Annotated in this window: 25 protein-coding genes and 4 pseudogenes; 25 read left to right on the top strand and 4 right to left on the bottom strand. The window is 34.6% G+C overall.

Features of this window, described 5'->3' with window-relative positions; genetic code table 11:
• Positions 1-82: 82 nt before the first annotated feature.
• From LEUFL_RS0101630 to LEUFL_RS0101580, 13 genes are all read left to right on the top strand, one after another.
• Positions 83-589 (top strand): hypothetical protein, encoded by a 507-nt coding sequence (locus LEUFL_RS0101630; protein ID WP_010007030.1) that lies wholly within the window; start codon positions 83-85, stop codon positions 587-589.
• Between the two features lie 110 nt (positions 590-699).
• Entirely contained in the window at positions 700-1,752 is a 1,053-nt protein-coding gene (locus LEUFL_RS10950) for a hypothetical protein (protein WP_050792563.1), read from the top strand.
• Between the two features lie 11 nt (positions 1,753-1,763).
• Positions 1,764-2,255 carry a hypothetical protein gene (locus LEUFL_RS12345; protein WP_050792562.1) on the top strand — a complete coding sequence of 164 codons (492 nt, stop codon included), beginning with the start codon at positions 1,764-1,766 and terminating at the stop codon, positions 2,253-2,255.
• Between the two features lie 70 nt (positions 2,256-2,325).
• Complete coding sequence (locus tag LEUFL_RS0101620; RefSeq protein WP_010007029.1) at positions 2,326-3,090, top strand: hypothetical protein; 765 nt, start codon at positions 2,326-2,328, stop codon at positions 3,088-3,090.
• A 9-nt stretch (positions 3,091-3,099) separates the two neighbouring features.
• Positions 3,100-4,068 (top strand): conjugal transfer protein, encoded by a 969-nt coding sequence (locus LEUFL_RS10945; RefSeq protein ID WP_010007028.1) that lies wholly within the window; start codon positions 3,100-3,102, stop codon positions 4,066-4,068.
• Between the two features lie 12 nt (positions 4,069-4,080).
• Entirely contained in the window at positions 4,081-4,308 is a 228-nt protein-coding gene (locus tag LEUFL_RS0101610; RefSeq protein WP_010007026.1) for a TcpD family membrane protein, read from the top strand.
• 2 nt (positions 4,309-4,310) lie between these two features.
• Positions 4,311-4,685 (top strand): hypothetical protein, encoded by a 375-nt coding sequence (locus tag LEUFL_RS0101605; RefSeq protein ID WP_010007024.1) that lies wholly within the window; start codon positions 4,311-4,313, stop codon positions 4,683-4,685.
• Between the two features lie 213 nt (positions 4,686-4,898).
• Positions 4,899-5,339, top strand: a complete 441-nt coding sequence (locus LEUFL_RS0101600; protein WP_010007022.1) for a hypothetical protein — start codon at positions 4,899-4,901, stop codon at positions 5,337-5,339.
• Positions 5,340-5,420: 81 nt separating this feature from the next.
• A complete protein-coding gene (locus LEUFL_RS10940; RefSeq protein ID WP_010007021.1) occupies positions 5,421-7,346 on the top strand; it encodes a CD3337/EF1877 family mobilome membrane protein in 1,926 nt (641 codons plus the stop codon).
• The gene (locus tag LEUFL_RS0101590; RefSeq protein WP_010007020.1) at positions 7,343-8,485 is read left to right on the top strand and encodes a phage tail tip lysozyme; all 1,143 of its coding nucleotides are present in this window, start codon (positions 7,343-7,345) and stop codon (positions 8,483-8,485) included. The genes LEUFL_RS10940 and LEUFL_RS0101590 overlap by 4 nt, the downstream gene beginning before the upstream one ends.
• 15 nt (positions 8,486-8,500) lie before the next feature.
• A complete protein-coding gene (locus LEUFL_RS13000) occupies positions 8,501-8,722 on the top strand; it encodes a hypothetical protein (RefSeq protein WP_237697867.1) in 222 nt (73 codons plus the stop codon).
• Positions 8,723-8,772: 50 nt separating this feature from the next.
• Entirely contained in the window at positions 8,773-9,024 is a 252-nt protein-coding gene (locus LEUFL_RS12995; protein WP_237697866.1) for a hypothetical protein, read from the top strand.
• The gene (locus LEUFL_RS0101580; RefSeq protein WP_010007019.1) at positions 9,014-9,580 is read left to right on the top strand and encodes a hypothetical protein; all 567 of its coding nucleotides are present in this window, start codon (positions 9,014-9,016) and stop codon (positions 9,578-9,580) included. Before LEUFL_RS12995 ends, LEUFL_RS0101580 begins: the two co-directional genes overlap by 11 nt.
• On the opposite strand, the gene LEUFL_RS0101575 is transcribed toward LEUFL_RS0101580, so the two are convergent.
• Entirely contained in the window at positions 9,564-9,950 is a 387-nt protein-coding gene (locus tag LEUFL_RS0101575; protein ID WP_010007018.1) for an MmcQ/YjbR family DNA-binding protein, read from the bottom strand. The genes LEUFL_RS0101580 and LEUFL_RS0101575 overlap by 17 nt on opposite strands.
• A 71-nt stretch (positions 9,951-10,021) precedes the next feature.
• On the opposite strand from LEUFL_RS0101575, the gene LEUFL_RS0101570 reads away from it, so the two are divergent.
• Complete coding sequence (locus tag LEUFL_RS0101570; protein WP_002814506.1) at positions 10,022-10,459, top strand: thioredoxin domain-containing protein; 438 nt, start codon at positions 10,022-10,024, stop codon at positions 10,457-10,459.
• A 3-nt stretch (positions 10,460-10,462) separates the two neighbouring features.
• Complete coding sequence (locus tag LEUFL_RS0101565; RefSeq protein ID WP_010007016.1) at positions 10,463-12,970, top strand: ATP-binding protein; 2,508 nt, start codon at positions 10,463-10,465, stop codon at positions 12,968-12,970.
• A gap of 80 nt (positions 12,971-13,050) precedes the next feature.
• On the opposite strand, the gene LEUFL_RS10930 is transcribed toward LEUFL_RS0101565, so the two are convergent.
• Positions 13,051-13,350, bottom strand: coding sequence for a YjdF family protein (locus tag LEUFL_RS10930; RefSeq protein ID WP_010007015.1), 300 nt, complete (start codon positions 13,348-13,350; stop codon positions 13,051-13,053).
• Between the two features lie 248 nt (positions 13,351-13,598).
• Between LEUFL_RS10930 and LEUFL_RS0101555 the strand changes: the two genes are divergently transcribed.
• Complete coding sequence (locus LEUFL_RS0101555) at positions 13,599-13,922, top strand: hypothetical protein (protein WP_010007014.1); 324 nt, start codon at positions 13,599-13,601, stop codon at positions 13,920-13,922.
• Positions 13,915-15,284, top strand: a pseudogene (locus LEUFL_RS10925) (cell division protein FtsK). The gene LEUFL_RS0101555 and the pseudogene LEUFL_RS10925 overlap by 8 nt, the downstream one beginning before the upstream one ends.
• Positions 15,285-15,512: 228 nt before the next feature.
• On the opposite strand, the gene LEUFL_RS12915 reads toward LEUFL_RS10925, so the two are convergent.
• A complete protein-coding gene (locus LEUFL_RS12915) occupies positions 15,513-15,671 on the bottom strand; it encodes a hypothetical protein (protein WP_010007011.1) in 159 nt (52 codons plus the stop codon).
• A gap of 164 nt (positions 15,672-15,835) precedes the next feature.
• On the opposite strand from LEUFL_RS12915, the pseudogene LEUFL_RS13385 reads away from it, so the two are divergent.
• From LEUFL_RS13385 to LEUFL_RS0101525, 4 genes and pseudogenes are all read left to right on the top strand, one after another.
• Positions 15,836-16,128: pseudogene (locus LEUFL_RS13385) on the top strand (hypothetical protein).
• A gap of 383 nt (positions 16,129-16,511) precedes the next feature.
• A pseudogene (locus LEUFL_RS10915) lies at positions 16,512-18,124 on the top strand (replication initiation factor domain-containing protein).
• Positions 18,125-18,137: 13 nt separating this feature from the next.
• Positions 18,138-18,548 carry a hypothetical protein gene (locus LEUFL_RS0101530; protein ID WP_010007009.1) on the top strand — a complete coding sequence of 137 codons (411 nt, stop codon included), beginning with the start codon at positions 18,138-18,140 and terminating at the stop codon, positions 18,546-18,548.
• 104 nt (positions 18,549-18,652) lie between these two features.
• Complete coding sequence (locus tag LEUFL_RS0101525; RefSeq protein ID WP_010007007.1) at positions 18,653-19,807, top strand: IS30 family transposase; 1,155 nt, start codon at positions 18,653-18,655, stop codon at positions 19,805-19,807.
• 45 nt (positions 19,808-19,852) lie between these two features.
• Here the strand turns inward: LEUFL_RS0101525 and LEUFL_RS10910 are convergent.
• Positions 19,853-20,192, bottom strand: a pseudogene (locus tag LEUFL_RS10910) (ArsR/SmtB family transcription factor).
• Positions 20,193-20,574: 382 nt separating this feature from the next.
• On the opposite strand from LEUFL_RS10910, the gene LEUFL_RS0101515 reads away from it, so the two are divergent.
• Genes LEUFL_RS0101515 through LEUFL_RS0101500 form a run of 4 tightly spaced genes read left to right on the top strand, consistent with a single transcriptional unit; the run spans position 20,575 to position 23,767 of the window.
• Entirely contained in the window at positions 20,575-20,970 is a 396-nt protein-coding gene (locus tag LEUFL_RS0101515; RefSeq protein WP_010007005.1) for a hypothetical protein, read from the top strand.
• 59 nt (positions 20,971-21,029) lie between these two features.
• Entirely contained in the window at positions 21,030-22,481 is a 1,452-nt protein-coding gene (locus LEUFL_RS09075; RefSeq protein WP_010007004.1) for an AAA family ATPase, read from the top strand.
• A 12-nt stretch (positions 22,482-22,493) separates the two neighbouring features.
• Positions 22,494-22,829, top strand: coding sequence for a hypothetical protein (locus LEUFL_RS0101505; protein ID WP_010007002.1), 336 nt, complete (start codon positions 22,494-22,496; stop codon positions 22,827-22,829).
• Entirely contained in the window at positions 22,826-23,767 is a 942-nt protein-coding gene (locus LEUFL_RS0101500; RefSeq protein WP_029508588.1) for an LlaJI family restriction endonuclease, read from the top strand. The genes LEUFL_RS0101505 and LEUFL_RS0101500 overlap by 4 nt, the downstream gene beginning before the upstream one ends.
• Positions 23,768-24,136: the final 369 nt, after the last annotated feature.

Raw genomic sequence — 24,136 nt, 5'->3', positions numbered from 1 at the left:
GAGGAAAACAAAAAAAGGAAGAAGAACTTTTAAATGACATCAATTTTAATACGTCAATAGCATTTGAAGCTAGTAAACTTTTTTGTTTGCTGAAACAATTGAAATTGGATCTAGAATGAAACTTAATAATCAAATTGAGATCATTCGAGAACTAACTGCACAATTACAAAAGAATTATGAAGATAGTTTTTATTCTAACTTTGAATATGAAATTTCTAGTTTGTACGCGACTAAGCAAAAACAAACTCAAGCGGAAATAATTGAAAACCAACATCGTTTTGACTCTGCAGTAGAGAGCTTATTTAAACCCAAAATTATACACCCTTGGGGAATACTTGGAGAATATATATACAAAACAACCAAAACAGCAAAAAATTATCATGATGTTCAAAAATCTAAAAAAAGATTTTCAATTGAAAACCTGAGAATGGAACAAATTATTGATCAAATATCCCAAAAGAAACAGTTAAATAGCTTAGATGAAGTGGTTATGCAAATTGTAGAGGTACCAAATATTCAAGCCGAGCTGATTTATTTGCCAGCAGACAATCAAGCAGATCAAAGAGTATTTATTCCGGCCGTTTCTTAAACTTAAGATTTTTATCAATATATATTGAAAGCACTTTTCATTAGAATTGTGCTTTTTTAATACACATAGGTATAATAGACATAACTTGTAAATATGTTATGGAGTTTTCTATGTGGAAATTACTAGATGAGAGTAATAAAAATCAATACAAACTATTAATCACTAATTTTGCTTCTTTAAGCGAAGCTTTTGCTCAGAAAAGTAGTGATGATAACATCATTATAGCGCCGATTATCAACTCAAAGTTTCAAGAGGCATCTTTTAAAAAATCATTTAATGCAACTATTGAAGACATTGGTAACTCATCATATGATGCTTCTGTTAAATTAGCAAACGGATCAAAATATATTATTGGTATTAAATCATTTGGTGTTAAATCAGGATTTCAAAAAATAGCTCAATTCAAGAAAGATAGCCAACAAGATGAATGGGGATCTATTATTGAAAGAATTAAAAAAAGGCAACAAGATGGTTCAAACGATGAAGACTTTGATGACTATTTAGAATTAGCAAAGAAAATAGCTGTTTTAAGAAACAAACGAATTTCATCATCTAAAAGCCAGTTGCAGGGATTTGATTTTGATAGCCAAGTTGAAGCTGTTTATCATGTCTTAATGCCATCAGGTTCGGTTAACAAAAATAAGCATAATGATGAGCCATATATATTAGTTGGTGAAACTTCGTACAGCAGTATTGATCTTAAACATTTGCAAATAATTGGTCCTACCAAGTCCAATATGTTGCAAAATTTTCAATTTACAGATGGTCAACATCTTTATCAATATAATTCGGCAGATAGTCAATTATTAATGTCATTTAAGGGTCATAATGGAAATGGCATGAGCAATGAAGATATTGGTGTTGAAAAATGGCCAGTAACTTATATTGAAGATCCTTTTAAATTGTTTGCTAATTTAAATTCTGAAACCACCAAGCCGGTAGATGATCACATCAGTCAGTCCGTGACATTCATGATAAAAATTGAGCGTAGATCAGGATTTAATGCATGGTATGGTTCTCCTAAAACCAAACTAGATAAAAATGATTCACGATATCACAGAATAGTGAGTTTATCACAACAGGATACAAGTTTGCCTAGCGACTGGCTTAGTAAATTTAATAGAGTTGCGTTTGATGTTTTTCATCAAATAAAGAAAAGATAGAGCGGGAGAAGTTGCGTTTTGAATTAACAAATTGTTTATCCAATGGCACTGAATTATTTGACCTCACCACAACTGTTTTATGGCGCAATTACAAAAATCCTTATGAAGTTTATATTCCACTTCCTAATTCAAAGAAATTTCATACAAAATATCCAGATTTTTTTGTAAAAAATGGGGGACTGTTGCGTGGTAATAAATTAGTTAGTGACAGGCCAAACCGAAGCTTTGAACTGGAACTTTTGCCGTCTGAGGAAAAAATGACGATGTTTATTAATCAAGATAACGGCAAAGGCATACAAAGTTTGTCCTCACAATTTATTTTTGGAGAATGGGTTTTGAAAAACATTTTCCAGCTCAAAGATCGTGAGTTGCTCACAACAGATACTCTCGAAGATGTAGGTATTAATGCTATTACATTTACAAAGTACGATGACAATCGTCCAGTATCAATGAATTTTACTTATGTAGATTCAGAAAATCCACCCGAAGATTTGTGGAATTAAATATTATTGCAAAGAATGTCTTTTTTAGGCGTTCTTTTATTTTGTATAAAAATATCAAAGGAGAAAAATTATGGTTAACAAATTTAATAAATTATCACTACAAGGCAAGAGCCTAGGAAAATTGACCTATGTAGGTCGTAATAAAGTTGGGACAAATGGCGACATTTCAGTCGCTGTGTTAAATATCAATGACACTCTAAATACCGAGAACATTACACCGCAAGCCGGATTTGATTTTGCTAAACCTTTTGGTACTGAATTGAAGTTAATCAATGCTTCAATAATTGGCGGTGAAGCACGTAGCAATCGACGTGGTGGGGCAAGAGTTGCCACAAAGTCTGGCATATTATTGCCAATGTCTGATTCACAAACCGATGACATACCAGAGGCAGAATATGATGCTGTATTTGTTTCTGGAAAAGATAAAACACCAGTTGGACGAGTTCGTTCTGCTGATGCTTTTGATAGTCATGATTTAATTTTATTTAGTGTGTCCCCAAACTATCAAACTGATAATCAAAACAATCCAGCTCGTGATGATAATGGTGAACCAATCATTTCAAATTATCAATTCAATTTTATGCAACAAAGCAAGTCGGGAGAAATTGACGATGATGATACGTTTATTCGTATTTTAATTGATCCAACCGAAAGTGAGAGATTACAAGTTGATTTGAAGCCTGGTGCAAAGTTAGTACCACAAGGATTGAAGTTTGCCTTTGTTGGTAATAATGCTACTGATTGGACAGTGTATGCTGATACACTAGTACCATTAACACCAAAAGAACCAAAATCTACGGAGAAAGTAAACACAGGTAAACCTGAGACTAAATAATGATTAATCATGAGATTAAGAAAGGAGTATGAATGGTCAATATTCCAAAACTCAAAATTAACTTTGAGTACGAAAAAAGAAAAAGAAAAATCCATCAAAATTCCTAAAGCACATACGTTAAACTTAGGCCGGGTTCGTTCGATTGTCCTATTAATTCTAATAGGGCTTTTTATTTACTTTAGTTATGTGCTGGTTTTAGCCAATGCGACTGCGCATAAGAATAAAAGATTACAACAAACAGTCGCTACTTTGAATCATCGTATTAATCAAGAAAATGCAGGCACAATAAGTTACAATCCATTAGTTGATCAGTACATGACTCAGTTTTTAAAAGTTTATTATTCACCAGCAAGTGATGATTCAGATGGTCGAACAAAACAGCTTACCCAATATTTGGCAAGCAATTTAACTTTGCCGAGTACCGATAAAAATACTGATTTAAAGCTGGTTTCATCAACATTGAATGGTATTTTCACCGTAGACACAGTCAAGACAGCGCAATACAGTTTAACGGTCGAAGCCAGTAACAAACAAAGTCATTTAACAGTCGATATTCCTTACCAACAGGATAACGAAAAGCTAACTATTACTGGCTTGCCGTACGTTGCCAATTCCATTAATAGTATCAGTCATGTGGGACAAGCTCGATTAACCAACACTGGGAAAACACTGAATAGTGAGCAAACCACAACAAAAGTTGACAAGTTTACCAAACAATTTGCCCAAAAATATGTCTCTTCATCAACGAAAGATATGGCTTTTTTGATGGCGGATCCTGTTGGCTTAGATGGCGCAGTTGATTTTGTTTCCCTTGATGACAGTACCATTAAGGTAGCTGGAACAATTAAACACCCAATAGTAACAGCGACTATGACCGTCAAAATTCATGATTCAGATATTACTCAAGTACAAACGATTCGCCTGTATTTGAAACAACAAGCTTCAACTTATTTCGTCACTAAATTTATCCAAGCATAGAGAGGAGAACTAATGGATATTTATAATGCTTTAAAACCTGTGTTACTAGGACTAGTTGTTATCATAGCAGGTGGTCGCGCTATTCAGCACTATGGTAAAAATGAAAACAAAGATATGTGGGTCACCATTTTAATTGGTGGTTTAATTTATTTCTTTGTCAATGGGCCAGCCAACACTTTAAATGCCTTTTCAGGATTAATGAATTCCGTCTTGAACTTTATTCAAGGATTAGGAGGGTAAAAATGTATAACTATCGTCGGGTGTATACGAACTCCGCCAAGTTTCGCACGATTTATGGCGATTTGAAATTGCCAGTCTTTATTGATTCAAGAGTGGCTGGGTTATTAACGATTACCACAGTAATTGATGTAGCAATTATCTTTATTTTTCAATTGTATCAAATTCAAAATGGCCGACTAACCTTTGGCTTTGCCTTACTCATTGTCTCATTATTTACCGTTTATAAACTCGATAAGGTTTTAAAAATTGATGATTTGCCCTTTGAAACAACCCTTAAATATGCGGTCTTACATTATTGGCGTTATTGGTTTCAGAAGAAACAACTTTATCAAGATCAACATTTAAACAGCAATCAGAAAAAGTATCAAATAATGTAATCGAAGAGCATGTGTAAGCATGCTTTTTATCTTGTCATCGTCAATTCTTAGAATAGGACAGGTTGGGGCAGTTCCAACCAGATGACACCGTTAATTAAAAAATTACTCTCGAAAGGAGTATCACGATGAAAAAAGTTCAATTTGAACGAAAATTAAAAACTTAACCAAACAGTTGACCAGAAAAAGTTCATCTTATTTATTGCTGGTTTCTTAATGATTGTTTTGATATGTCTACTGCTATTTGTATTTCACAATAAACAATCATCAGTATCGCATTCAGAAATTAGTCAATCTTCATCACAAGTCACTAATCAACCTAAGGAGGGAAAAGATTACACAGTTCAATATAGCAATTTATCGTTAATTAAACGAACAACTTTAAATTCAGCACTAAAAAAAGCTAGTTTGTTTGATTTCAAGTATTTATTAAATACTAGTGACGATGGTGGAAACGATGCTAAAATTTTAGTTTACTACAATCAAGCCAACCAACAATTGGTTTTTAAGTTCTATCAAAATGGCTATCAATCAGAGAATGATTATCAAATTGGTGGTTATGATCTCCAAAAGCAAACAGCTATTCACGGCTTACAAGCGTCAGCTTTTAATGGGCTACCACTAGTTTATACTTGGGAGAATTTACAAACTAAATAATGGAAAGGAGGAAAACATGAAAAGAATATTATTAACCTTAGCGGTGTTATTAGGCACGGCTTTTTTGTACCACAAAGTTTAGTGTTTGCAGATGGCACAATTGGTTCAGCCAATGCGAATAGCAGTGTCATTGGCAAGAGTAACAAAAGTAGTTTGAAAACCGATACCACTAAACAAACTAATAGTCTCAGTAATGATGGCTCGCCAGCGAATCAAAGTGAAAGTACCATCAGAGACAAACTCGGTGAAACTACTGGTTCACCGGATATGAATTGGGTAACGAGCAACATCTTAGCCAATTACAAACTGTATCACGAAGATGGATCAATCACTGATTTTGCCTTAGGGGCTTCGCATATTGTCACTGATTTATTTACGGCGATTAATTTAAATATTGTTTATCCCTTGTTTGACCAATCTTTAACCACGATGTTTGATCTCACTAACATTACCAATGGCGTAAACAATATCTTAACCGATGTCGGGCAATACACGAAAAATTCTTGGCAGAGTCAAGCTTTTAAAGGCTTACTTTATTTAGCCTTTGGCGTTGGTCTTGTTTGGGTGTTTGCCAAAACCTTTAATCATGGTGGTGGGTTGAAATCCATCTTAACTGTTTTAGTGATTGCCATTATTGGTACCGCTTGGGTTGGCTCAGGCAGTAAAGTTTTACAAACCATTAATACCTTAACTTCGCAAGCGCAAACACAAGTCTTTACGGCTACGAGTAATATCAACCAGACAAGTTTTTCTGACACCGGTGATAGTTTTCAAAATGCTTTACGCTATGTCTACTTTCAAAAAGCGGTGGCACGACCGTTTGCTTTAGGTAACTTTGGTCAAGCTGATGTCGCTAGTGCTTATCAAAATAAGGAGAAACAGGGGAATCCCTATCGTTTAATTGGGGGCAATGTCGATGATAAAGTGATTGCGAGTTTTGCTAGTAAAAATCATTACATCTCTAAAGATGGTGGCCTTGAATGGTATCAGTCAGCGATTGCCTTTATGTCACCCGTGATGTCCGTTGCTTATGGTGTGCCTTTACTAATGATTGGGTTAGCGAATTTACTAGTACAGTTAGGTGCTGTCTTGTTGTATTACTTAGCGCCATTTACAATTTTGATTTCACTGTTACCAAAATTTGCCAATAGTGCCTTAAAAACAGCCATGGGGGCACTGGGCTTACTCTTTGCAAAAGTTGGCTTGTTATTTGGTATTATGTTTGTTTCTTGGGTAGGTAATGTGACTGATGTGGTTGTGCCGGTTAAAGGCAGTGCCAGTGCGATGTTAAACTCGATTGTCTACATTACTTTAATGATTTTACTGTGGAAGAATAAAAGTTGGTTAGTACAAACGATTACTGGTTCGAGTGTTGCGAATAATGCCATGAATAAAATCAGTATGACCAAAGCTGGTCGTAAGGCCTTAAATGCCACTGGTGAAATGAAGAATCGGGCGAATCAACTATACAGTGGGGCTAGAAGTGGGTTAAATCAAGGCAAACAATGGCGTGATAACTATCAAACGAAACATAATTCAGAATTTGATGACAACGCTTTACGTGATGAATTGCGATCCGAACAACAAGCCCAACGCAAAAAAGATCGCAAAGAATACTTGGCCAAAGATATGCAAAAGCACGCTCGGAAGATTCGTAAACAACGTGCTGAACGTTTAAACAAAATGAAACAGCAAAAACATCAAACAAATGAGCCAAAACATGAACCTGATAATACACCGCGTTATCAACGGTCTAAAAAGCTTAAAGCAGACCAGGTACCTGTACAAGAATATGTGGCTCAAGAGGGTAGTCCAGAAAAGAATACTGCACCAAGAACTAGGTCACGTTATATTGTCAGAAGTACCTCAAATTCCATCACTCATCAACCATACTTACGTGCCAAAAGATTGAAAAAGCGATCACCCAACGATTTCAATCAGAAATTACAACAAAATATTGACCAACGCCAACAAAGAAAAGAACGACTTGAGCAGGAATTAAAATGAAAAAACTGCTTAAAGGTTATTTAATAGCAATTCTTGGTTTGGTGTTTTTAATTGTTTTAATCTTAGGTATGTTTGCGGGCAACAGTAACCAATGTCAATCAACAGATACGTCTGTGACTGTGACAACTAGTGCCGACAAGGAGGCAGTAGCGCAATCTATTCACGATAATCTGAAAAAAGTTTCTGGTGTCACTGAAGCTGGCATTGCTGGTTATTTGGGAAATATGGAAGTTGAAAGTGGGTTCAACCCGAAAAGTATTGAATCCAGTGCCACTTATGATGAAAGCAAAGCCATGAATCAAAGTTTAAGTGGTTACGCTTTTGGTCTCAATCAATGGGATAGTGCGAGGCGGGTTGCTTTATTAACTTATGCCAAAAGCCAAAATAAGCAGTGGTCAGATCCTAGTTTACAATTAGATTTTGCTTTAAATCATGACGGTACTAATTCTGATTTGTTAAAACAAGGGTTGAAAATGACTGATGTCAATCAAGCCACTGAATTTTTAAGAGCCAAATGGGAACGCGGGGGTCAAGGCACAACCACTAAACGGCAAGCTTTTGCCTGTAATTGGTATGCGGAATTTTCAAATGGCACCTCAAATACAGCCATTGATACCGCAACTGATGGTACCGAAACGACACAAAATACGGATAACACAACCAATAATTCTAGTGGTTGTGCAACCAATATTACACAGGGTATGGGCACGAGTGGGGCACCGGTAAAAGAAATACCTAGTGCTTATAAAAATAAAATCAAGGATACGAACTTTACCACTACATCGTCCACGAACACCTATACTTTTGGCCAATGTACTTGGTATGTCTATAACCGTATGCAAGAGTTAGGAACACCAGTTGAGAATGGTTTAGGAAATGGCGCTGATTGGGGCAAAAATGCCAAAGCAAAAGGGTACAAAACAGATAGTCAGCCACATGTGGGTTGGGCGGTTAGTTTCTCACAAGGTGCAGACGGAGCAGATGCCACTTATGGTCACGTAGCCGTTGTTGAAGCAATCAGTGATGATAAAAAACATTTCTTAGTCAGTGAGTGCAATGTCGTTAGTAGTGGGTCTGGTACAGTGAGTTTTCGTGAGTTAACGGCTGGAACAGGAGTCACTTTTATTCAAGGTAAATAAGAGAAAGGGGTAAGCATGAAAAATAGTCGTTTAATCATTTTTGCTAGTCTAGTGCTAGTTGGTATTTTAATCACGCAGTTGAATCAAATACCGAATCTGAATAAACAATTACTGCAAGCTAAAGCAACTTTAAAACAAGTAAAAACTAATCAAAAGCAATCGAAAACCATTATCTCTAGCCCACAAGCACAACAAGACAATGTATCCGGCAGTACAAAAAAGTTACTTCGTTTGTAAAAACCTTTAGCAATCAACCGACTTCAAGTTATTCCGATACTTTGAAAGGCATGGCATCACAAAAAGTAATTAATGAACTAACCCAGACCTTTGCGCCTAGTGTGAATTTTAGTGATAAGGCACATTATGAAGTGCCAGTAATCGCTATTAAAAATGCTTGGGGGTCTGATTTAGAATATTTAGTTATTGCTAAGAGTGATGCACAAAATGTGGCATACACAATCACTTATAATACTGATGATAAATTAGTCACTGATATGTCACGACTAAACTTGAAAGGGGCATTCGATAATGAAAAATAAAGTTCTGTTTAGCGTTATGGGTTTGCTTTTGGTTGGTCTTGGTATCATGATGTCAATTACAAATGGCAAAAGAGCAGAAATACAGCAAATTAGAAAGGAAGTGTCGCAAGTGAATAAACAACAAAAACAGGTCACGACACAAATTAAATGTTTACAGACCACTTATAATGGCAACGATGAGCAAGCGAAAAATGCCTTACTAGTCTTTGCAAAAACCTATTATACTTTTAGTAATCAATCAGATTATGACAAACGTTTTAGTAAAGTGTCCAGCATTTTAGCACTATCTAAAGACCAGCAAAACAACTTATTTGATAGCGGACTAGATGCCACTGGTGGCTCACGTATTGATAATTTGGGTCTAACTAGTCAATATCAAACAGCGACTAGTTATACTAGTGATTTAGATAATCAAACAATTGAAGCCCTAGCAACCGTTGTTGTCAAAACGAGTGGTACTGGTCAGAAAGCAATTAACCAAACAATTCTATTACATGGCTGGTTTGATACTCAAACACAGAAACTAACGTCCATTAAAATTAATCAGATTCAGTAAATGATTTTCGAACAGATAGTGGTAGTTTATTGAAAACTAGTTGATAAGAATTTTCAATCATTTTATCAATTTCCTGATCAGAAATTTCAGAAGTTATGAGTTTAATTGAATTCCAATGACGTTTATTCACATGGTAGCCAAACGTTACATCAGAGTACATTTCACGTAATGAAATATTTGATTCTGGTTCACCTTTTAAGGTAATAATTGAATTTTCCGAAATAGTTGATGACATAAGCCCAAACATTTTACCTTGTAAGTCAAAATAGTACACATCCCAATCGTTTCTATAATATACTTTCGCATGCGGTAAACTGTTTCCAAACTGCTGAAAGTGTTTTATTCTGGCTTTAATTTGTGGCTCAAACATAGTTCATCATCTTTCTAAACAAATATAGTTACTTGTATTATATCAATCAAACAAAGTAAAGGAGAAAATCTATGAAAAAGCGTCTTAGAGATCTTGATAAAAATAAACCATCAAGATCGCTGACAAAAATAGTCATCATCAAAGTATTACCAGTCATTGCATTTCTAGTGGCTGGTTTTTTGTTGGTTCCGTATGGGTCGATGTATTTTCAAAACAATAAAGTGGCTAATGTTAACACAAAAGCAGAAGCAATACTTTTCTACAATGCCAATTGTCCACATTGTCAAAAGGTCTATCCTAAAATATTTTGGCATAATGTTTTGAACTTTAACAATGAATCGAAGCAGATCCAAACGATTAATGTACAAAATACCAATAACAAGCATTATCTTGCTGACTTTGCTATTCAAGCCACACCAACTTTTATGAAGACAACCAATATCAATCAACGGTTAGTTTCTACTAACAGCCAACAAATTAAACAATTCATTCAAACGAGAGGTCATTAATTTATGGGTAAAAAAGTAAACATCAAATATGAAAATCCAGTTGTGCAGTATCAAGATAACTTGCTATTAACTACGGTCGGTGATGTGTGGGCTTATTATCAATTGAAGCCATTTCAAATCAATGTTGCCAACGCCCAAGACAAACAAAGCTTTAAGGAGAGTTTTATAGATGTCTTTGAACGCTTGCAAAAATATGATGATGTTGATTTAAAACTCATTCCCGCTGACATGGATTTAGCCGGACGTATTCAAGGCACTAGTCCTGATTGGGCTAAAGATATTGCCGAAGTTGCGCAATATTACATGGGACAAGAAGAAGTCAATATTTTAGAAAGTGAGTTTCAACCAGCTATTCGTGATGAATTTTATATTGGCGTGAAACTCAAAAATACTAATGTGGGAGATGATTTAAAAGATAAGTTTCAATTTGCCACGGATCTTATTTTAAGACGACTAGCTGAAACCATGCGCTACCAAGTAAAGTTTGATACGCAATTCTTTGAACGATTTACGACCATGAATGATGATGTACTCGGTATTTTAAGACCATTAGATGCCACTAAAATGAATGAAACCAAACTAATCAATTTACTAGGCACAAGTTACCATCATCAAAACACAAAAGACTTTGCCAACATGTGGGACACGACTTTTGATTTAGCCAAAATGGGCATTATAAAACGAGAAACCAAAGAAACAACCGATTATATGAGTCATTTGGTACTCAATTTACCAGACCGTTTGGATAATCTAGCTCTGATTCCGGAAATACAATCCTTTAAGTTTCCTGTTGAAGTTCATATCAAAGTCAACTTCCCCCAACGTGATGGCTTTAAAGGTATGAAACAAGAAACTAGGAGTTCAAAAGGAAAGTACAAAGATGAACTGCGTGATGCCTTAATTAGTGATGATGACAGTTCGCAACGGTCTAAAACTAATTATGCTTTGGCACAAGAATTAGCTGATGTAATGGATCGTAAAGATGCCTTTATGCAGTGGTTATTAGTATTAGTCATTCGTGATGATGATTTAAAACAATTAAAGCAAAAAATTCGTATGGTCAAAACGAGACTTTCGACTTTTAATCGTGCTATTGAGGTGTTTCAACCAAGTTTTAATCAAGAAATGTTGTTATATCAAAATCTACCCGCAACGAATTTAGGCGTGTTTAAACGTTGGCGACAATTCACGACTGCGCCTGCTTTAGCACAACTCATGTTTGGCACCAGTCATGAATTAGGTTCAAGGACTGGTTTTTATATTGGCCGAGTATTAGACACTAACCGTTATTTTAGTATTGATAGTGCAGTTGCCTCTTCAAGAACGCTACTGCTAATCAACCCAGTGATTGCTAATAAAGGAATTATTGGAGCTAAAACCGATAGTCCTCACATTGCCATTACTGGTGATACGGGACAAGGAAAATCGTTCTTGGTTAAAATTTTGTTGCTTTACTTAGCCATGTTTGATGTAAAGTTACTTTACGTGGATCCAAAACAAGAAGTTAGGCGTTGGTTTAAGGCATCACTTGAAAATAACGATAATCCGTTCTTTACCGAGCTGATGAATGCTTTTCATTATGTAACACTCAATGCTAATGATAACTCAAACGTGGGCGTGTTAGATCCGATGTTAACACTCAATAGTCAAAGTACGATTGATGAAATTCCGAGTGTCTTGACTTTGGTTAAAGAGATGTTAGTCCAGGTACGTGCTATCTCACAAGATATGGAGTTAGATACAGCGCTAACTAATGCCATTAAGCAAGTTTGTAATCAACGGTTGGCAGGTGAACAAGTCGGCACCATGGCGATTATTGATATTTTGAAACACGGTTCTGAAAAATCTAAACAATTGGCCAATTACTATGAGAGTGTCATTCCCGACAGTATGTTAAAACTAGCCTTTAGTGATGGTCATACCGATAGCATTGAGTTCAATAAGCAACGGACAATTTTAGAAGTTACTGGTTTAGATTTACCACATGCCGACCAGAAGTCAAGCAGTTATACGGAAACACAAAAATATTCGGTCTCGATTATGTTGGCGTTAGGTAAGTATTTGGAAAAATTTGGCCGGGAAGATACAACGCATTTTAGTGCCGAAATTATTGATGAAGCGTGGATATTTAATGCTTCACCAGCCGGACGGAAAGTGCTAGATGGCATTAAACGATTGGGGCGTTCGGAAAATAATATGTTGATTTATTCCACGCAAAGAGTTGGTGATGTCAATGATGAAAAGAGTAATGGGCAGTATGGCCAGATATTTGCCTTTGATAGTGCCGATGAAAGAGAGCGAGAAAACATTCTCAATCATTTTGGTTTACCAGTTACCAAAGCCAATCTAGAAATGCTCAAAGATTTGAAAAAGGGGCAATGCCTGTTTCGTGATATTTATGGACGTGTGGGTAAGGTGGTGATTCATTCGTTATTTGAAGAATGGACTAAAGCCTTTAAGACCGTTGATAAAAATGCTGGTGCGGAATTAGAAGCCAAGTATGGCTCGTAATCTTTCATCAATGACCTCTATGTTTTTCTGATTTCTTTTTTGCGATAGTAAGTAACGTTGCTCTTTTATCTCTTGATTTCTTAATGATTTATGTTTCCTTTTTCAAGTTTTTTGGCAGTTTGTGCTAGTTTAACAGCTTCTTGTGCTTTAGTACTAAGACCTGATTTCAAAGCCTTTTTGGCTAGGCGTTGCATTCTTTTCGGGTTGACCTTTTTTTGAATTTGCTCATTATTCGCTATATTCACTGTGTTGAAGCGAACATGATGCCAGTTTTCAATTAATAGTTCATAAATCAAACTGTCACGAGGTTCTGAAGTACCCAAATTTATTTTTGAAACCTCATAAACATCACCAGTTTTGCGTTCAAAAAATTCCAACATAAAAAGGTTGATCAAAAATAATGGTCAACGACAAAGAGTTATTATTTTGGTGCATATCTTTTCTCCTTAAATTACCGATAGAAAGATGGACAACCAAGGAGGAGGTTTACTGAAAACTATTACATTTATGTCCGGACTACCAACCGCACAGTGTTTTTACTTTCTGGTTGTTATTATAACACCAAGGATAGTTCCGTTTTATGTTCTTATTAAAAAAACTAATTGTTCAACAGACAAGGAGATTAATAATGACACAAAAATTTACAATACAAAACTTATTACAGTATTACCCAAAATATGAGGAGGGCATGGATTTAAACAAAGATATTGTGCGAAATATCCAAAAATGCTCTGATGACTTTCATGCTTTGCTGATGGAAAATAAAACGTTACATCAAATGACGTGTTTACGTGACTTAGATATTAGCTTACAGTGTTTTTATGAAAATGCTCAGGGATTACTGCAAGAAGGACGAACTGATAGTTTAGATATCTTTGGTTGGTATTTGACTATCAATGATGACTTTCGTTATGCCAAGGACAAATTACGAGGCAAAACAATTTATGTTTAGAAAAATTAAATATAGTGATCAATATCTAGCAAAGACTTTGTTTAAAAGGTTTTTGCTTTTTGTTTTTTGTTAGTATCGGTTTGTTTTGGATTTTGGTACTGGAATATTTTTCAAGCAATGATGCATGGGCAATTTAATTGGTGGGATATGTTACCAATTGGATTAAGTATTCTTGTGACCGTAGTTTTCGGTTGGAGTTTATATTGGTTTTATAAACATTATGCACCAAAACATACTGATATTTTTTCTCGCTACTTAAAGCGGATTGAACTTCGGCAGATGATTAGTCTACTAGTTGTTTCTAAAGGATTTTTTGATATAGAAACGACTGACAATAATACTTATTTAACCTACTATCCAAAACTAAAAATTAAAGTAAAGCATACCACTGGTCAACTATTGATTGAAGAGCCGATTGATGGTGAAAAGTATATGGCTCAATTTGCAGGTGGAGACTTTGATCAAAGTGTTGAAACAGCTTTATTAGCTGACCGACAAACAACTGAATTTATGAAAAATAAAATGATTAGTACATTTGCGTTTGAACCGATTAAGTTTAGACGGCAGTTATTGGCATTACAGCCACAAAAAGGTCGCTTACAACTTGCTAAAGGGATTGATTGGAAATATGACACATTTTACAATGCGTTGATTTCTGGAAATGTGGGTACTGGTAAATCATATACAATTTTTGCTATCTTAGGGCAATTACTGCAATTAACAAAGTACGTTGATATTATTGACCCCAAGCGTTCTGACCTAGCTAGCTTGAAATATATTGATGCCTTAAAAAGCAGAGTACACAGTACACCAACTGAAATCAATCAAGCGGTGATTAAGTATTATCAAAATATGATGGCACGTGCAGAAAAGATGGAAAAGATTAAAGCGACCGGAAAAATTGGGACTTATAAGGACTATCATTTTGAGCCATGCTTTTTAGTGTTTGACGAATTTGGTGCTTATCGAGAAATGAATGACCGGCTAACATTTAGTGATCCCGCCTATGAAGCCTATCAAATAGCTATGTCTAATCTCAATGAAATTGCTATGCTCGGTCGTGAATTGGGATTTTATCTTATTATTGGCATGCAACGACCTAGTGCCGATAGTCTACCAATGGCCATTCGTGGACAATTAAATTTACGAATTAACATGGGCGTACCAACACCAGAAATTGAAAAAATGGTCTTTCCAGACAATGACAAACAACTTCGCCCATTATCTTCACAACTAAAGGGGTGGGGCTTTATCAAAGTAGGTGATAGTCAAGTACGTGCTTTCTTTGCGCCAGAAGTGCCCAAAGAATTTAACTTGCATCAATGGTTAAGTGAGCAGATTAGAAAACGAGGACAGGTATGAACTCACAAGAAAAAAAGTAACGCAAAAGTTAATTGAAATCGTGAGCTAATAAAATTGGTCTAAAAAGTAGTAGTTTGTGAAAATTACTACTTTAACGACTTTGTGAAACTAAAAGATAACGTTTTGAGTGGCTTGTGAATTTTGCTATTTCACAAACAAAAAACAGGCTCTTGAAAGCCTGTCTCTACGTTACTTTGTATAGCAATGGTTATGTAAACTTATATTGGTCTAGTTAGGATTACCAGTAATTGCAAGCAAGACAAGTAAAATGATGACCACAGTAATTAAAATAATCGTACTCTTGACACTAATAAATGCAAAACGTTGTTCTGGGTGAAGTGTTGATTCAACTGGATTATTATCTTTGTTGGTCTGTTTTTTAGTCATTAATAATACCTCATAAGTTTATTTTATTACACCATATTTGATTTGATATAGCAATTAAGTACGGAAAAGGAAGACATTATTCATGAAATATTTAGCACGTAGTCCAACATAATTTTAAGTTCAATTTTATATGTTGCAAATCTTCAAAAAGAAAAGAGGAAATTATGGCTTTTGACGTTAAAAAAGTACAATCACTATCAGAACAATCGATTGCTGATTTAAAAACAATTGAGAAATTAGGAGATTTGGAACATCTCTCACAGCTTAGTGATGAATTGAAAAAATACTTGCTGATGGTAATTTGGAAGAAATTAGTCCGATGTTGCCACCATATATTACGGAAATTCGGAAAAACATTGGGTTCTTATTGGGTAACTATAAGTCAATTCGGACGCATGCGATCAATCGTGATAAAGAGTTGAATTCATTGTTGGATCAACTCTCACGAATCAAGTAAATAGGTAACGTAAACAAGTTGATGGTCTAATTCCTAGATAGTCAACTTGTTTTTTGTACATAGTGCTTGCTGGAGTAGAGTGGTTCGACCGACCGGGAGAGCCAGTGCCACGCCCTGCCCTTAGCGGAGCGTAAGAGGGCAGGGTGCGTGGTCGTGGTTAAACACGAATGACCATGAGTGTCAGCGACTGGCACGCACTCTGCTCAAGCAACCACAAAAAAACTTTAACCCCCAGTTACTAACAGGGGGGTTAAACCGGTAAAAACGCTGAAAGCGTCAACCCAATATGGGGAACAAATGCCGGTGTGAGGCGATTTAAATTGAAAAGCAAAAATGTTACATCAAAACCCCGAAATGTAACATTTTAAGAAAGGAAAGCCGACATGATCACGATTAACCACGAGCCAAAAGCTTACACACCTATTTTTCTAGGAACAACCCAACATGGCATACGGTTATCGTTGGAAATACTTATCATGGTCGGTATGGAATTAAACGATGAAATTATTGAGACTTATAACGTGACCGTCTCGGCTATTGTGTTAAGACAATTACCTCATATCGGTAGCGAAATTGCCATTAGGGAAATAACCGGTAATGAGTTAACAGGCTTTAAAGCAAAAATACGTAAGTCTGATAAACAACTAACAAATACTACATTAACCGAATTAGAAAAATTAGTTGATATTAAAAATGTTGGTCTGTACCAACTACTGAAAGGACAAAGTAATATGGCACAAGAAATTAATATCCCAAAATTTGATGCAAATAATTTAAAATACATCCGTCAAATATTGAATGAAAGTCAGGAGAGTTTAGCACAAAAATTAAAAATAACACGTCAAACTGTTAACCGTTTTGAAACTGGTGAACATAAAATATCCGATAGGTTTATTAATCGACTGTTAGCAGTTTATAAAGATTTAGCTGAAAGCATTGAAGTGCAATTTGATTGGATTTCTTTGACATTCCCGGATCTAACTTCAAAGCAAGTGATTAGAGATGTCCTCAATGTTCAACCTGATTTATTTTTGGAACGTCCAACATCACAAAATTTCTATACCCGTGAAATGGCCTTTGCTGGTGAAAAGAACATTTATATACAAGACTTTGCACCGATTAAAAACCCTGAAACACAGGCCATTGAACAAAAGTATGGGACGACGTTGTATTTAACTGGTAAAGGCACACGGTTATTTGAAAAAGCTTTGCTAGAACAAAATATCACTTGGCATGATTTTTTCAAAAAGCGAGACAGTATCGAGGACATTTAACTCGGTTAGATATTGCCATTAACGATAAATGGGGACTTCTAGATATGAATGACCTTGTAAAAGCCGTGCAAGAAAAACGTTTTTGGAGTAAATCAAAATCCTACGCAGTTCATGGCAACGTTGATGATGGTTGGACAGTAAACTTCGGGAAATCACCGTTTGTTATTCGTGCTTACGATAAGCGCAAAGAACAAGCCAGCAAAGGCTTTGACACAGACGTACAAAACCGTGTGGAATTAGAATTACATCAAGATAAAGCAGAATATGTCATTGATGAGTGGTTTGATCAACATAACAATAAAACATTAACCGAAATTACCTTTGATATTTTGTATACGTATCTTTGGTTTACTGATAAACCAATTGAGGAAAAGTTACTAAAAGCTGATAAAGTGCGTGATACGATTGAATCTTCCGTTGAACCAATGCCAGCTTGGTCATTACTAACCGCTTTAGGTCATAAAATGAAATTTGTTCGTCAACCCAAAGAACAGAGCATTGAACGGATTGAGAAGTGGGTTCTAGAGTCAGTGGTGCCTAGTTTAGCAGTCTTAAAGAAAACTGGTCATTGGGCAGAAGTGATTGAAGCTATGAATAGTGCTGAATTATCCTCTGAACAACAAAAATTGGTCAAAGCCACGATGATTAATGCAATTACACAAGCTAATCAAAAATTAACTATTAATTTTGAAAAACCCAAAAAGCGTTATCAAGAAATTTAAAAAGGAGAAAATAATGTCACAAAAAATATGGTTACAACCAGACCAACTAGAAAACTACGTTGATCAACTTCAAGGATTCAGAAACACGTATCAATCATTATTGACCGTTTTAGCATCTGATCGCCAGAATTTTGAGTTTAAACCTGGGGCACCAAACTTCCAAAACACACTTCAGATGTCAATGAAGTTACATCGTTACATTCAATCAGTGCAGTCACAAACCTTTGGTGATGTCCTGCTTTTCGGTAAAGAACTGGATAAGCAAGTACAAACTTTAGTTGAAACCAGTATTGCTTTAACCTTTGAATACCGTGACTTAACGAACTTATTAAATGGTCACGATGTTAATAGTGAAAATGGTATAAATCTGATTGAAGCCAAGTTAAAACAAGCGAAAAAACAGCTTTATGAAGCCTCACGCTAGGTAATATTAGGCTATTAATTTTTAAAACGTTTATCATCTTGATGTTATATATGTTTGTTAGTCTGAAATTGTACATTATTGAGCAAAGGAGAATGAAAAATTAAATGACAGCAGAACAATCAAAGAAAAGGAAACGACAACCACGATTGAATGAGAATCAGCGGTACCTAATCGAACATTTGTGGAATAATGAACAACTCTCACAAACTGATATTGGTCGTCAATTAGGTTATGATCCATCAGTGATTAGTCGTGAATTAGAGCGTGGCAATGTACTGGATTTTTCAAATTTAGATCGTCACACCTTATTAAGAATGAACATTCATGCGCGAATCAAGTATTCGGCGCAACGTGGTCAATATATCGCTACTAAAAAACGCTTTCGTATGGGACAAGGACTTTTACTAACACCAGAACTAAAAGAACTCATTGAACACTGGATTAATGTGGAACATTGGACGCCCGAACAGATTGCTGGCAACGTGCAAGATGTGGAAGTATCATCTTCAACCATTAGAGATTGGTCAAAAAGAGGTCTAATTAATATTCGTACCCACAAATATCATCGTCAAGATGGCTCACCTAAACAACGTGAGTTAGCCAAAAACCAAAGGGCAAGACAGCGAGAGATTGCACGGCTACGAGAAAACTTGCAAAAGAGTGGTGAGTTAGTTCGCCATTCCATCTATGATCGTTCACCGGTGGTGGCTAAGCGTAAACAATTTGGTCATTGGGAAATTGATTTAGTGTTACCAATGAAACAAAACAACGGTCAATATCAAGACCACTCCGCTATTATGACGGTCGTTGAACGAAAGACAAGATTTTACGCCTTGATCAAAGTCAAAAGTAAACAATCGAAAGACATGATTGAAGCGTTTAAACTGTTTTATGAACGTTATGGTAAAGCAGTAAGAACGATTACCGCTGATAACGGCTCTGAATTTATCTCTTGGGATTTCTTAGAATTTGTTCAAAAAGAACTTAAAATAAAACTCTACTACTGCACACCATCATCACCACATCAACGTGGATCAAATGAAAACCGTAACGGTAAACTACGTGATTGGTTCCCTAAAGGCACAAGTTTTAAGCCAGTGAAGCAACGACAACTAGATGAAGTCGCAGATAAGATGAACACCATGCCCATGCGAATAGCATTACAAGGTAAGAGTCCCATTGAGTTGTTTGATAAAGAATATAAAACGATGCAAAGATATCGCCGTGCTTATGAAAAACGGAAAATGAATAAGAAATAATTTATGTTTATTTTTTACAAAACTCATACATCATAAATAATCTTTTTACTGTAATGTATCTAAAAAACCAGGTAAAAACTGATTAAACATTTTACTGTTTAATTTCACATATTTATTTTTACCAGTCTTGGTCATTATTGTTAAACCAACGTCTCTTAAGTTTTTAAAATGATAAGAAGCAGTGGAATTACTGATATCTAATGTTTTCGCCAATTTCACCACAACTCATTTCACGATTTGCATCGTATAACATTTTTATAATAGTCAGCCTAATTGGATCGGAGAGTGCTTTAAATATTTGTACAAGTATTTCTTTTTGGGCTGACGTTATCAAGAGTCGGAACAGCAATGATTGCGATTGGTGCTGGTAATTTAATTGGTTCATTATTTGTCATCGTATCGTTACTCGGATAGGACTTTCAAAAGCATTTTTTAGAATTAATAATTTTGATTATATTATATCTTCTCATGTAAAAAATTTAAACAAAACAACGCACAGAAAAATGGCTTGTGCGTTGTTTTGTTTTATAAAGTTACAAACAATTATCAATCTACCTAACACAAAGATTTATAACTGCATGTTGGTTTTAGTTTTCTTACTAAAACAATTTTCACTTAATAACATTTTTTAAGAACCGTTTTGTTGTATGATAAGAATATGCTTCAGCAAATACTATGTACAAATTATCACGCAACACATTTGTTGATAATTTCATAGAAATATAAGGTGAAACAAATTTAATAAGTATTGAGTGGATAATCATAAAATGACACTTGTATTAAAGTTTAGTGAACAAAAGTATGTAGATGAGATTATAAAAGAAAAACCCAATATCATAACAGCTTATAATGTAGCTAATCATAAAGATAAAATAAAAATTGGTACTCCCTTTATTATTTTAACAGGTGGTGATGAACGATATTGGTCATCTGGTACTAGACGACCAACCCCAGGAATCGTTGGTTTCGGAAAAGTGAGTACCGAACTATATGACGTTGATAAAAAAGGATCAAAAATTAAGTCTTTCAAATTTGATATTGATATGAATCAAGGGATTTGGCTTGAATCAGCAGTAGATGCAAATTTTTTATCACTTATCCCCAGACATACAATGCATACAGTATTGGTCCAACAACTAAAAATCCGCCTAATCAAGCTTTAGTTGAAATTGATAATTCAAAAGCTTATGCTATTTTGCGCGCTCTTTTAGATAACCAGATTATGACTGAGAATGACATTTTAAAATGTTTCGGTAAAGAGTTTCAACAGTCTGTGCTTAATTTTAATATTGAACATTTGGTTCCAGAAAATATTCAGAAAATTGTTGAAAATGCTTTAGCGCAAGAATATCTTGATTATATGATGGTTAAGAGTAAAATGACTAAAAGTTCTGCTAAAACCTATGTAAGTATGATTGCTATGATTCCAAAAAGAATGGAATCATCAACCCACGAAATAGTGGATTCACCGTTTGATTCACCAGAACTAGTAACTGATGGTCAATCAATGACCCACATTTCTAGTGTGTTAAGTAATTACTATGCTGATTTAAAACAAAATCACTCAAAATTATTTGATTTAAACAAAACCATTTCTTCAATGAAAAAATTCACCGAATTTATGAACTGGAAAGATAATAAAGAAAGTTTAGAAGAAGACTTCGTACCTAGTTTTGATACTAGACTATCTTTGAAAGATAGACAAATTATTTACTTTGGTGCACCGGGAACTGGGAAAAGTTATTTTTTAAACAAAGAAAAAGAGGAGTTATTCGCTAAAGAAAATATTGAGCGTGTTACTTTTCATCCAAACATGACCTATGGACAATTTGTAGGTGTATTTAAACCATTTCCTGATGGTAATAATATTACTTACAGATATACACCCGGTCCATTGACACAACAGTTAGTAAAAGCATTACTGCATCCAGATTCTGCTTATTTACTAATAATAGAAGAATTAAATCGGGCAAATGTAGCATTTGTATTTGGAGAAATATTTCAGCTTTTGGATAGAGACATTAATTTTGAAAGTGAATATCCTATTCATATAGGGCAAGATATTCAATATTATTTTGATAACTACGTATATAATCAGCCTCAACTACAAAGCTATGTTAGCAATATGAAAGAAAAAATTAGTGAAAAAAGTGGTTTAGTTTTACCAGCTAATTTATTTATTTGGGCCACAATGAATAGTTCCGATCAAGGAATTACTCCTATGGATACAGCTTTTAAACGCAGATGGAATCAGCAATATTTTGGAGTAGACCAATCGTATAATCGAAATGATTTTGATAAATATTCTAAAATTAAAGTATCAAAGTCTAGTATTGACGGGCATGATGGTTTGATATCTTGGAATGATCTACGTCAATTTATTAACTCACAGCTAACTCTGCTTAATGTTCCTGAAGATAAGCTTTTAGGACCGTATTTTTTGTCAAAAAATGTACTTTCGTCAAATGAAAATATTCTTACTAAGGCTTTCATGAATAAAGTATTAATGTATCTCTTTGATGATGCCGCTAGACAACATCGTAGTAAATTATTTGAGCTGAAACAAATGCGCTTTTCTGAATTATTAGACTCTTTCGAGGCAAAAGGAATTAAAGTGTTTAAAAATTTTGATAGCAATGATTCTGAATTAACAACGCTGGTTCAACCAATTTAGGGAGTAGTCAAAATGCGCATTTTGAGATTTCAAGAATTAAAACATATTTCCTATGACGATCTAAAGTATGCATTTAAGTATTCAAATATTGAAAATTTTGATGAAATTATCAATAAACTGCAAATAGCCAATGTTCTGAAGCATATTTTCCCAAAACCAAGACTAGATGACCTAAATGTAGCTGAAAATATTACTATTAATTTAAGACAAGATGGCTATTTTACTTTTAAGTTTGTTGGTTTAATAACTATTGGAAACTATTGCTTAATAGTATACCCAAAATATATTAAGAATATAGATAATGATTTCCTGAATGAAAAGAAAAAATCAAACAAATTATTCAAGTGATTGACAAATATCAGTCTATAAACAGCATATATTTAGATTCAAATAATCAAGCCTATAGTAGTATGTTGCCGTTAATGATTAAAATTTTGTCCAGTTACTTTCATTATGGTCTGTATTGGACAAATCAGTCCATTATAGAAGAAAATGGTGAAGGGAATATTCTTTGGGAACAAACGATTAATCAATCAACAGCTTACATAATAAAAAATAGACCATATTATTTAAACTTATATACAAATAACCAGAAGATTAACGAAATGGATATTATAAGACGTATTCACGCGGTTGTTATAACTGATATTTGTAGCAAGTTACATGATGTACTAAATATTTTTGATTTAAGTGAATCAATTTTAACAACTGAAGTAATATCTGATTTTGGTGATGAAGATTACATTGAATACTTGTTGAATAAAGAGCTTAATAATCAGTTTATTACATATAAAAAATCTGTCCTTAATGATATTTTGCAGTACATAAAATATTTACAGAAAATGAATAGTGACATTCAACCTTTATTTTATGGTACTACTTCTTTCAATTTAGTATGGGAAAAAGTTTGTCAAACATTATATCACGACGATTTGTCGAGGAACATCAATGAATTGCATTTGAAATTAAGAGATGACGACGAAAAAATTAATTATGAGGGTGCGCGCACTTTGAAAGATATTGTAGAAAAGCCTATTTGGTCACAAGAGGACCTAGAGGTTTATGCAACTAAAACTCTCGAATTAGATGCACTAAGAGTTAATCACTCAGAAAAATGCTTCGAAATATATGATGGCAAATATTACCAAATTGAAATTAATGATAACAAGGTGAGTGGACAACCTGGAATTGAAGATATTACCAAACAGTACCTTTATCAACTAGCATTTTCAAAACTAGCAAAAATAAATAACTTTGTTTTTCAAATTCTTTTGTTATCCCAGTAGATGAGTTGCTGGAAGATAGCGGATTGGGTGTTCCATACGCTATGGCTAGTTTAGATATGTTAAATGAATTGAAGCTAAATAAAATTAAAGTGATTGCTAGAGACGCACAAAAATCATTTGCTGACTACCTACAAAGTATAAACTGAAAGGCTAATTGAACCAAAATTTTGGCTATAGTAGAAATTTTTATGCACTAGACTAAAAATAGCTTCAAAAGCATGTTGCATGTTAAATTGACTTTCTAGCAGGTAAAAAACAATTAGTATCATTTTAGGTCAGCTATTTTGCTAAATATTTCTATGCTTTTGATTAATTAAAGTCTCTGCAGCTTTTTTATGCAAGGTGTTCGGTTTAATTTTACAATCTGCC

This window comes from Leuconostoc fallax KCTC 3537 (genome assembly GCF_000165675.1).
Lineage (GTDB): Bacteria > Bacillota > Bacilli > Lactobacillales > Lactobacillaceae > Leuconostoc_B > Leuconostoc_B fallax.
The sequence above is the reverse complement of the archived record's forward strand: the minus strand, read 5'-3'. Positions and strand labels throughout refer to the sequence as shown.

Excerpts from the sequence above, each read along its gene's own strand:
- LEUFL_RS10950 (WP_050792563.1), top strand. The coding sequence starts at position 700 with ATGTGGAAATTACTAGATGAGAGTAATAAAAATCAATACAAACTATTA.
- LEUFL_RS0101620 (WP_010007029.1), top strand. The coding sequence starts at position 2,326 with ATGGTTAACAAATTTAATAAATTATCACTACAAGGCAAGAGCCTAGGA.
- LEUFL_RS10945 (WP_010007028.1), top strand. The coding sequence starts at position 3,100 with ATGAGATTAAGAAAGGAGTATGAATGGTCAATATTCCAAAACTCAAAA.
- LEUFL_RS0101610 (WP_010007026.1), top strand. The coding sequence starts at position 4,081 with ATGGATATTTATAATGCTTTAAAACCTGTGTTACTAGGACTAGTTGTT.
- LEUFL_RS0101605 (WP_010007024.1), top strand. The coding sequence starts at position 4,311 with ATGTATAACTATCGTCGGGTGTATACGAACTCCGCCAAGTTTCGCACG.
- LEUFL_RS0101600 (WP_010007022.1), top strand. The coding sequence starts at position 4,899 with ATGATTGTTTTGATATGTCTACTGCTATTTGTATTTCACAATAAACAA.
- LEUFL_RS0101590 (WP_010007020.1), top strand. The coding sequence starts at position 7,343 with ATGAAAAAACTGCTTAAAGGTTATTTAATAGCAATTCTTGGTTTGGTG.
- LEUFL_RS13000 (WP_237697867.1), top strand. The coding sequence starts at position 8,501 with ATGAAAAATAGTCGTTTAATCATTTTTGCTAGTCTAGTGCTAGTTGGT.
- LEUFL_RS12995 (WP_237697866.1), top strand. The coding sequence starts at position 8,773 with ATGGCATCACAAAAAGTAATTAATGAACTAACCCAGACCTTTGCGCCT.
- LEUFL_RS0101580 (WP_010007019.1), top strand. The coding sequence starts at position 9,014 with ATGAAAAATAAAGTTCTGTTTAGCGTTATGGGTTTGCTTTTGGTTGGT.
- LEUFL_RS0101575 (WP_010007018.1), bottom strand. The coding sequence starts at position 9,950 with ATGTTTGAGCCACAAATTAAAGCCAGAATAAAACACTTTCAGCAGTTT.
- LEUFL_RS0101570 (WP_002814506.1), top strand. The coding sequence starts at position 10,022 with ATGAAAAAGCGTCTTAGAGATCTTGATAAAAATAAACCATCAAGATCG.
- LEUFL_RS0101565 (WP_010007016.1), top strand. The coding sequence starts at position 10,463 with ATGGGTAAAAAAGTAAACATCAAATATGAAAATCCAGTTGTGCAGTAT.
- LEUFL_RS10930 (WP_010007015.1), bottom strand. The coding sequence starts at position 13,350 with ATGTTGGAATTTTTTGAACGCAAAACTGGTGATGTTTATGAGGTTTCA.
- LEUFL_RS0101555 (WP_010007014.1), top strand. The coding sequence starts at position 13,599 with ATGACACAAAAATTTACAATACAAAACTTATTACAGTATTACCCAAAA.
- LEUFL_RS12915 (WP_010007011.1), bottom strand. The coding sequence starts at position 15,671 with ATGACTAAAAAACAGACCAACAAAGATAATAATCCAGTTGAATCAACA.
- LEUFL_RS0101530 (WP_010007009.1), top strand. The coding sequence starts at position 18,138 with ATGTCACAAAAAATATGGTTACAACCAGACCAACTAGAAAACTACGTT.
- LEUFL_RS0101525 (WP_010007007.1), top strand. The coding sequence starts at position 18,653 with ATGACAGCAGAACAATCAAAGAAAAGGAAACGACAACCACGATTGAAT.
- LEUFL_RS0101515 (WP_010007005.1), top strand. The coding sequence starts at position 20,575 with ATGACACTTGTATTAAAGTTTAGTGAACAAAAGTATGTAGATGAGATT.
- LEUFL_RS09075 (WP_010007004.1), top strand. The coding sequence starts at position 21,030 with ATGACTGAGAATGACATTTTAAAATGTTTCGGTAAAGAGTTTCAACAG.
- LEUFL_RS0101505 (WP_010007002.1), top strand. The coding sequence starts at position 22,494 with ATGCGCATTTTGAGATTTCAAGAATTAAAACATATTTCCTATGACGAT.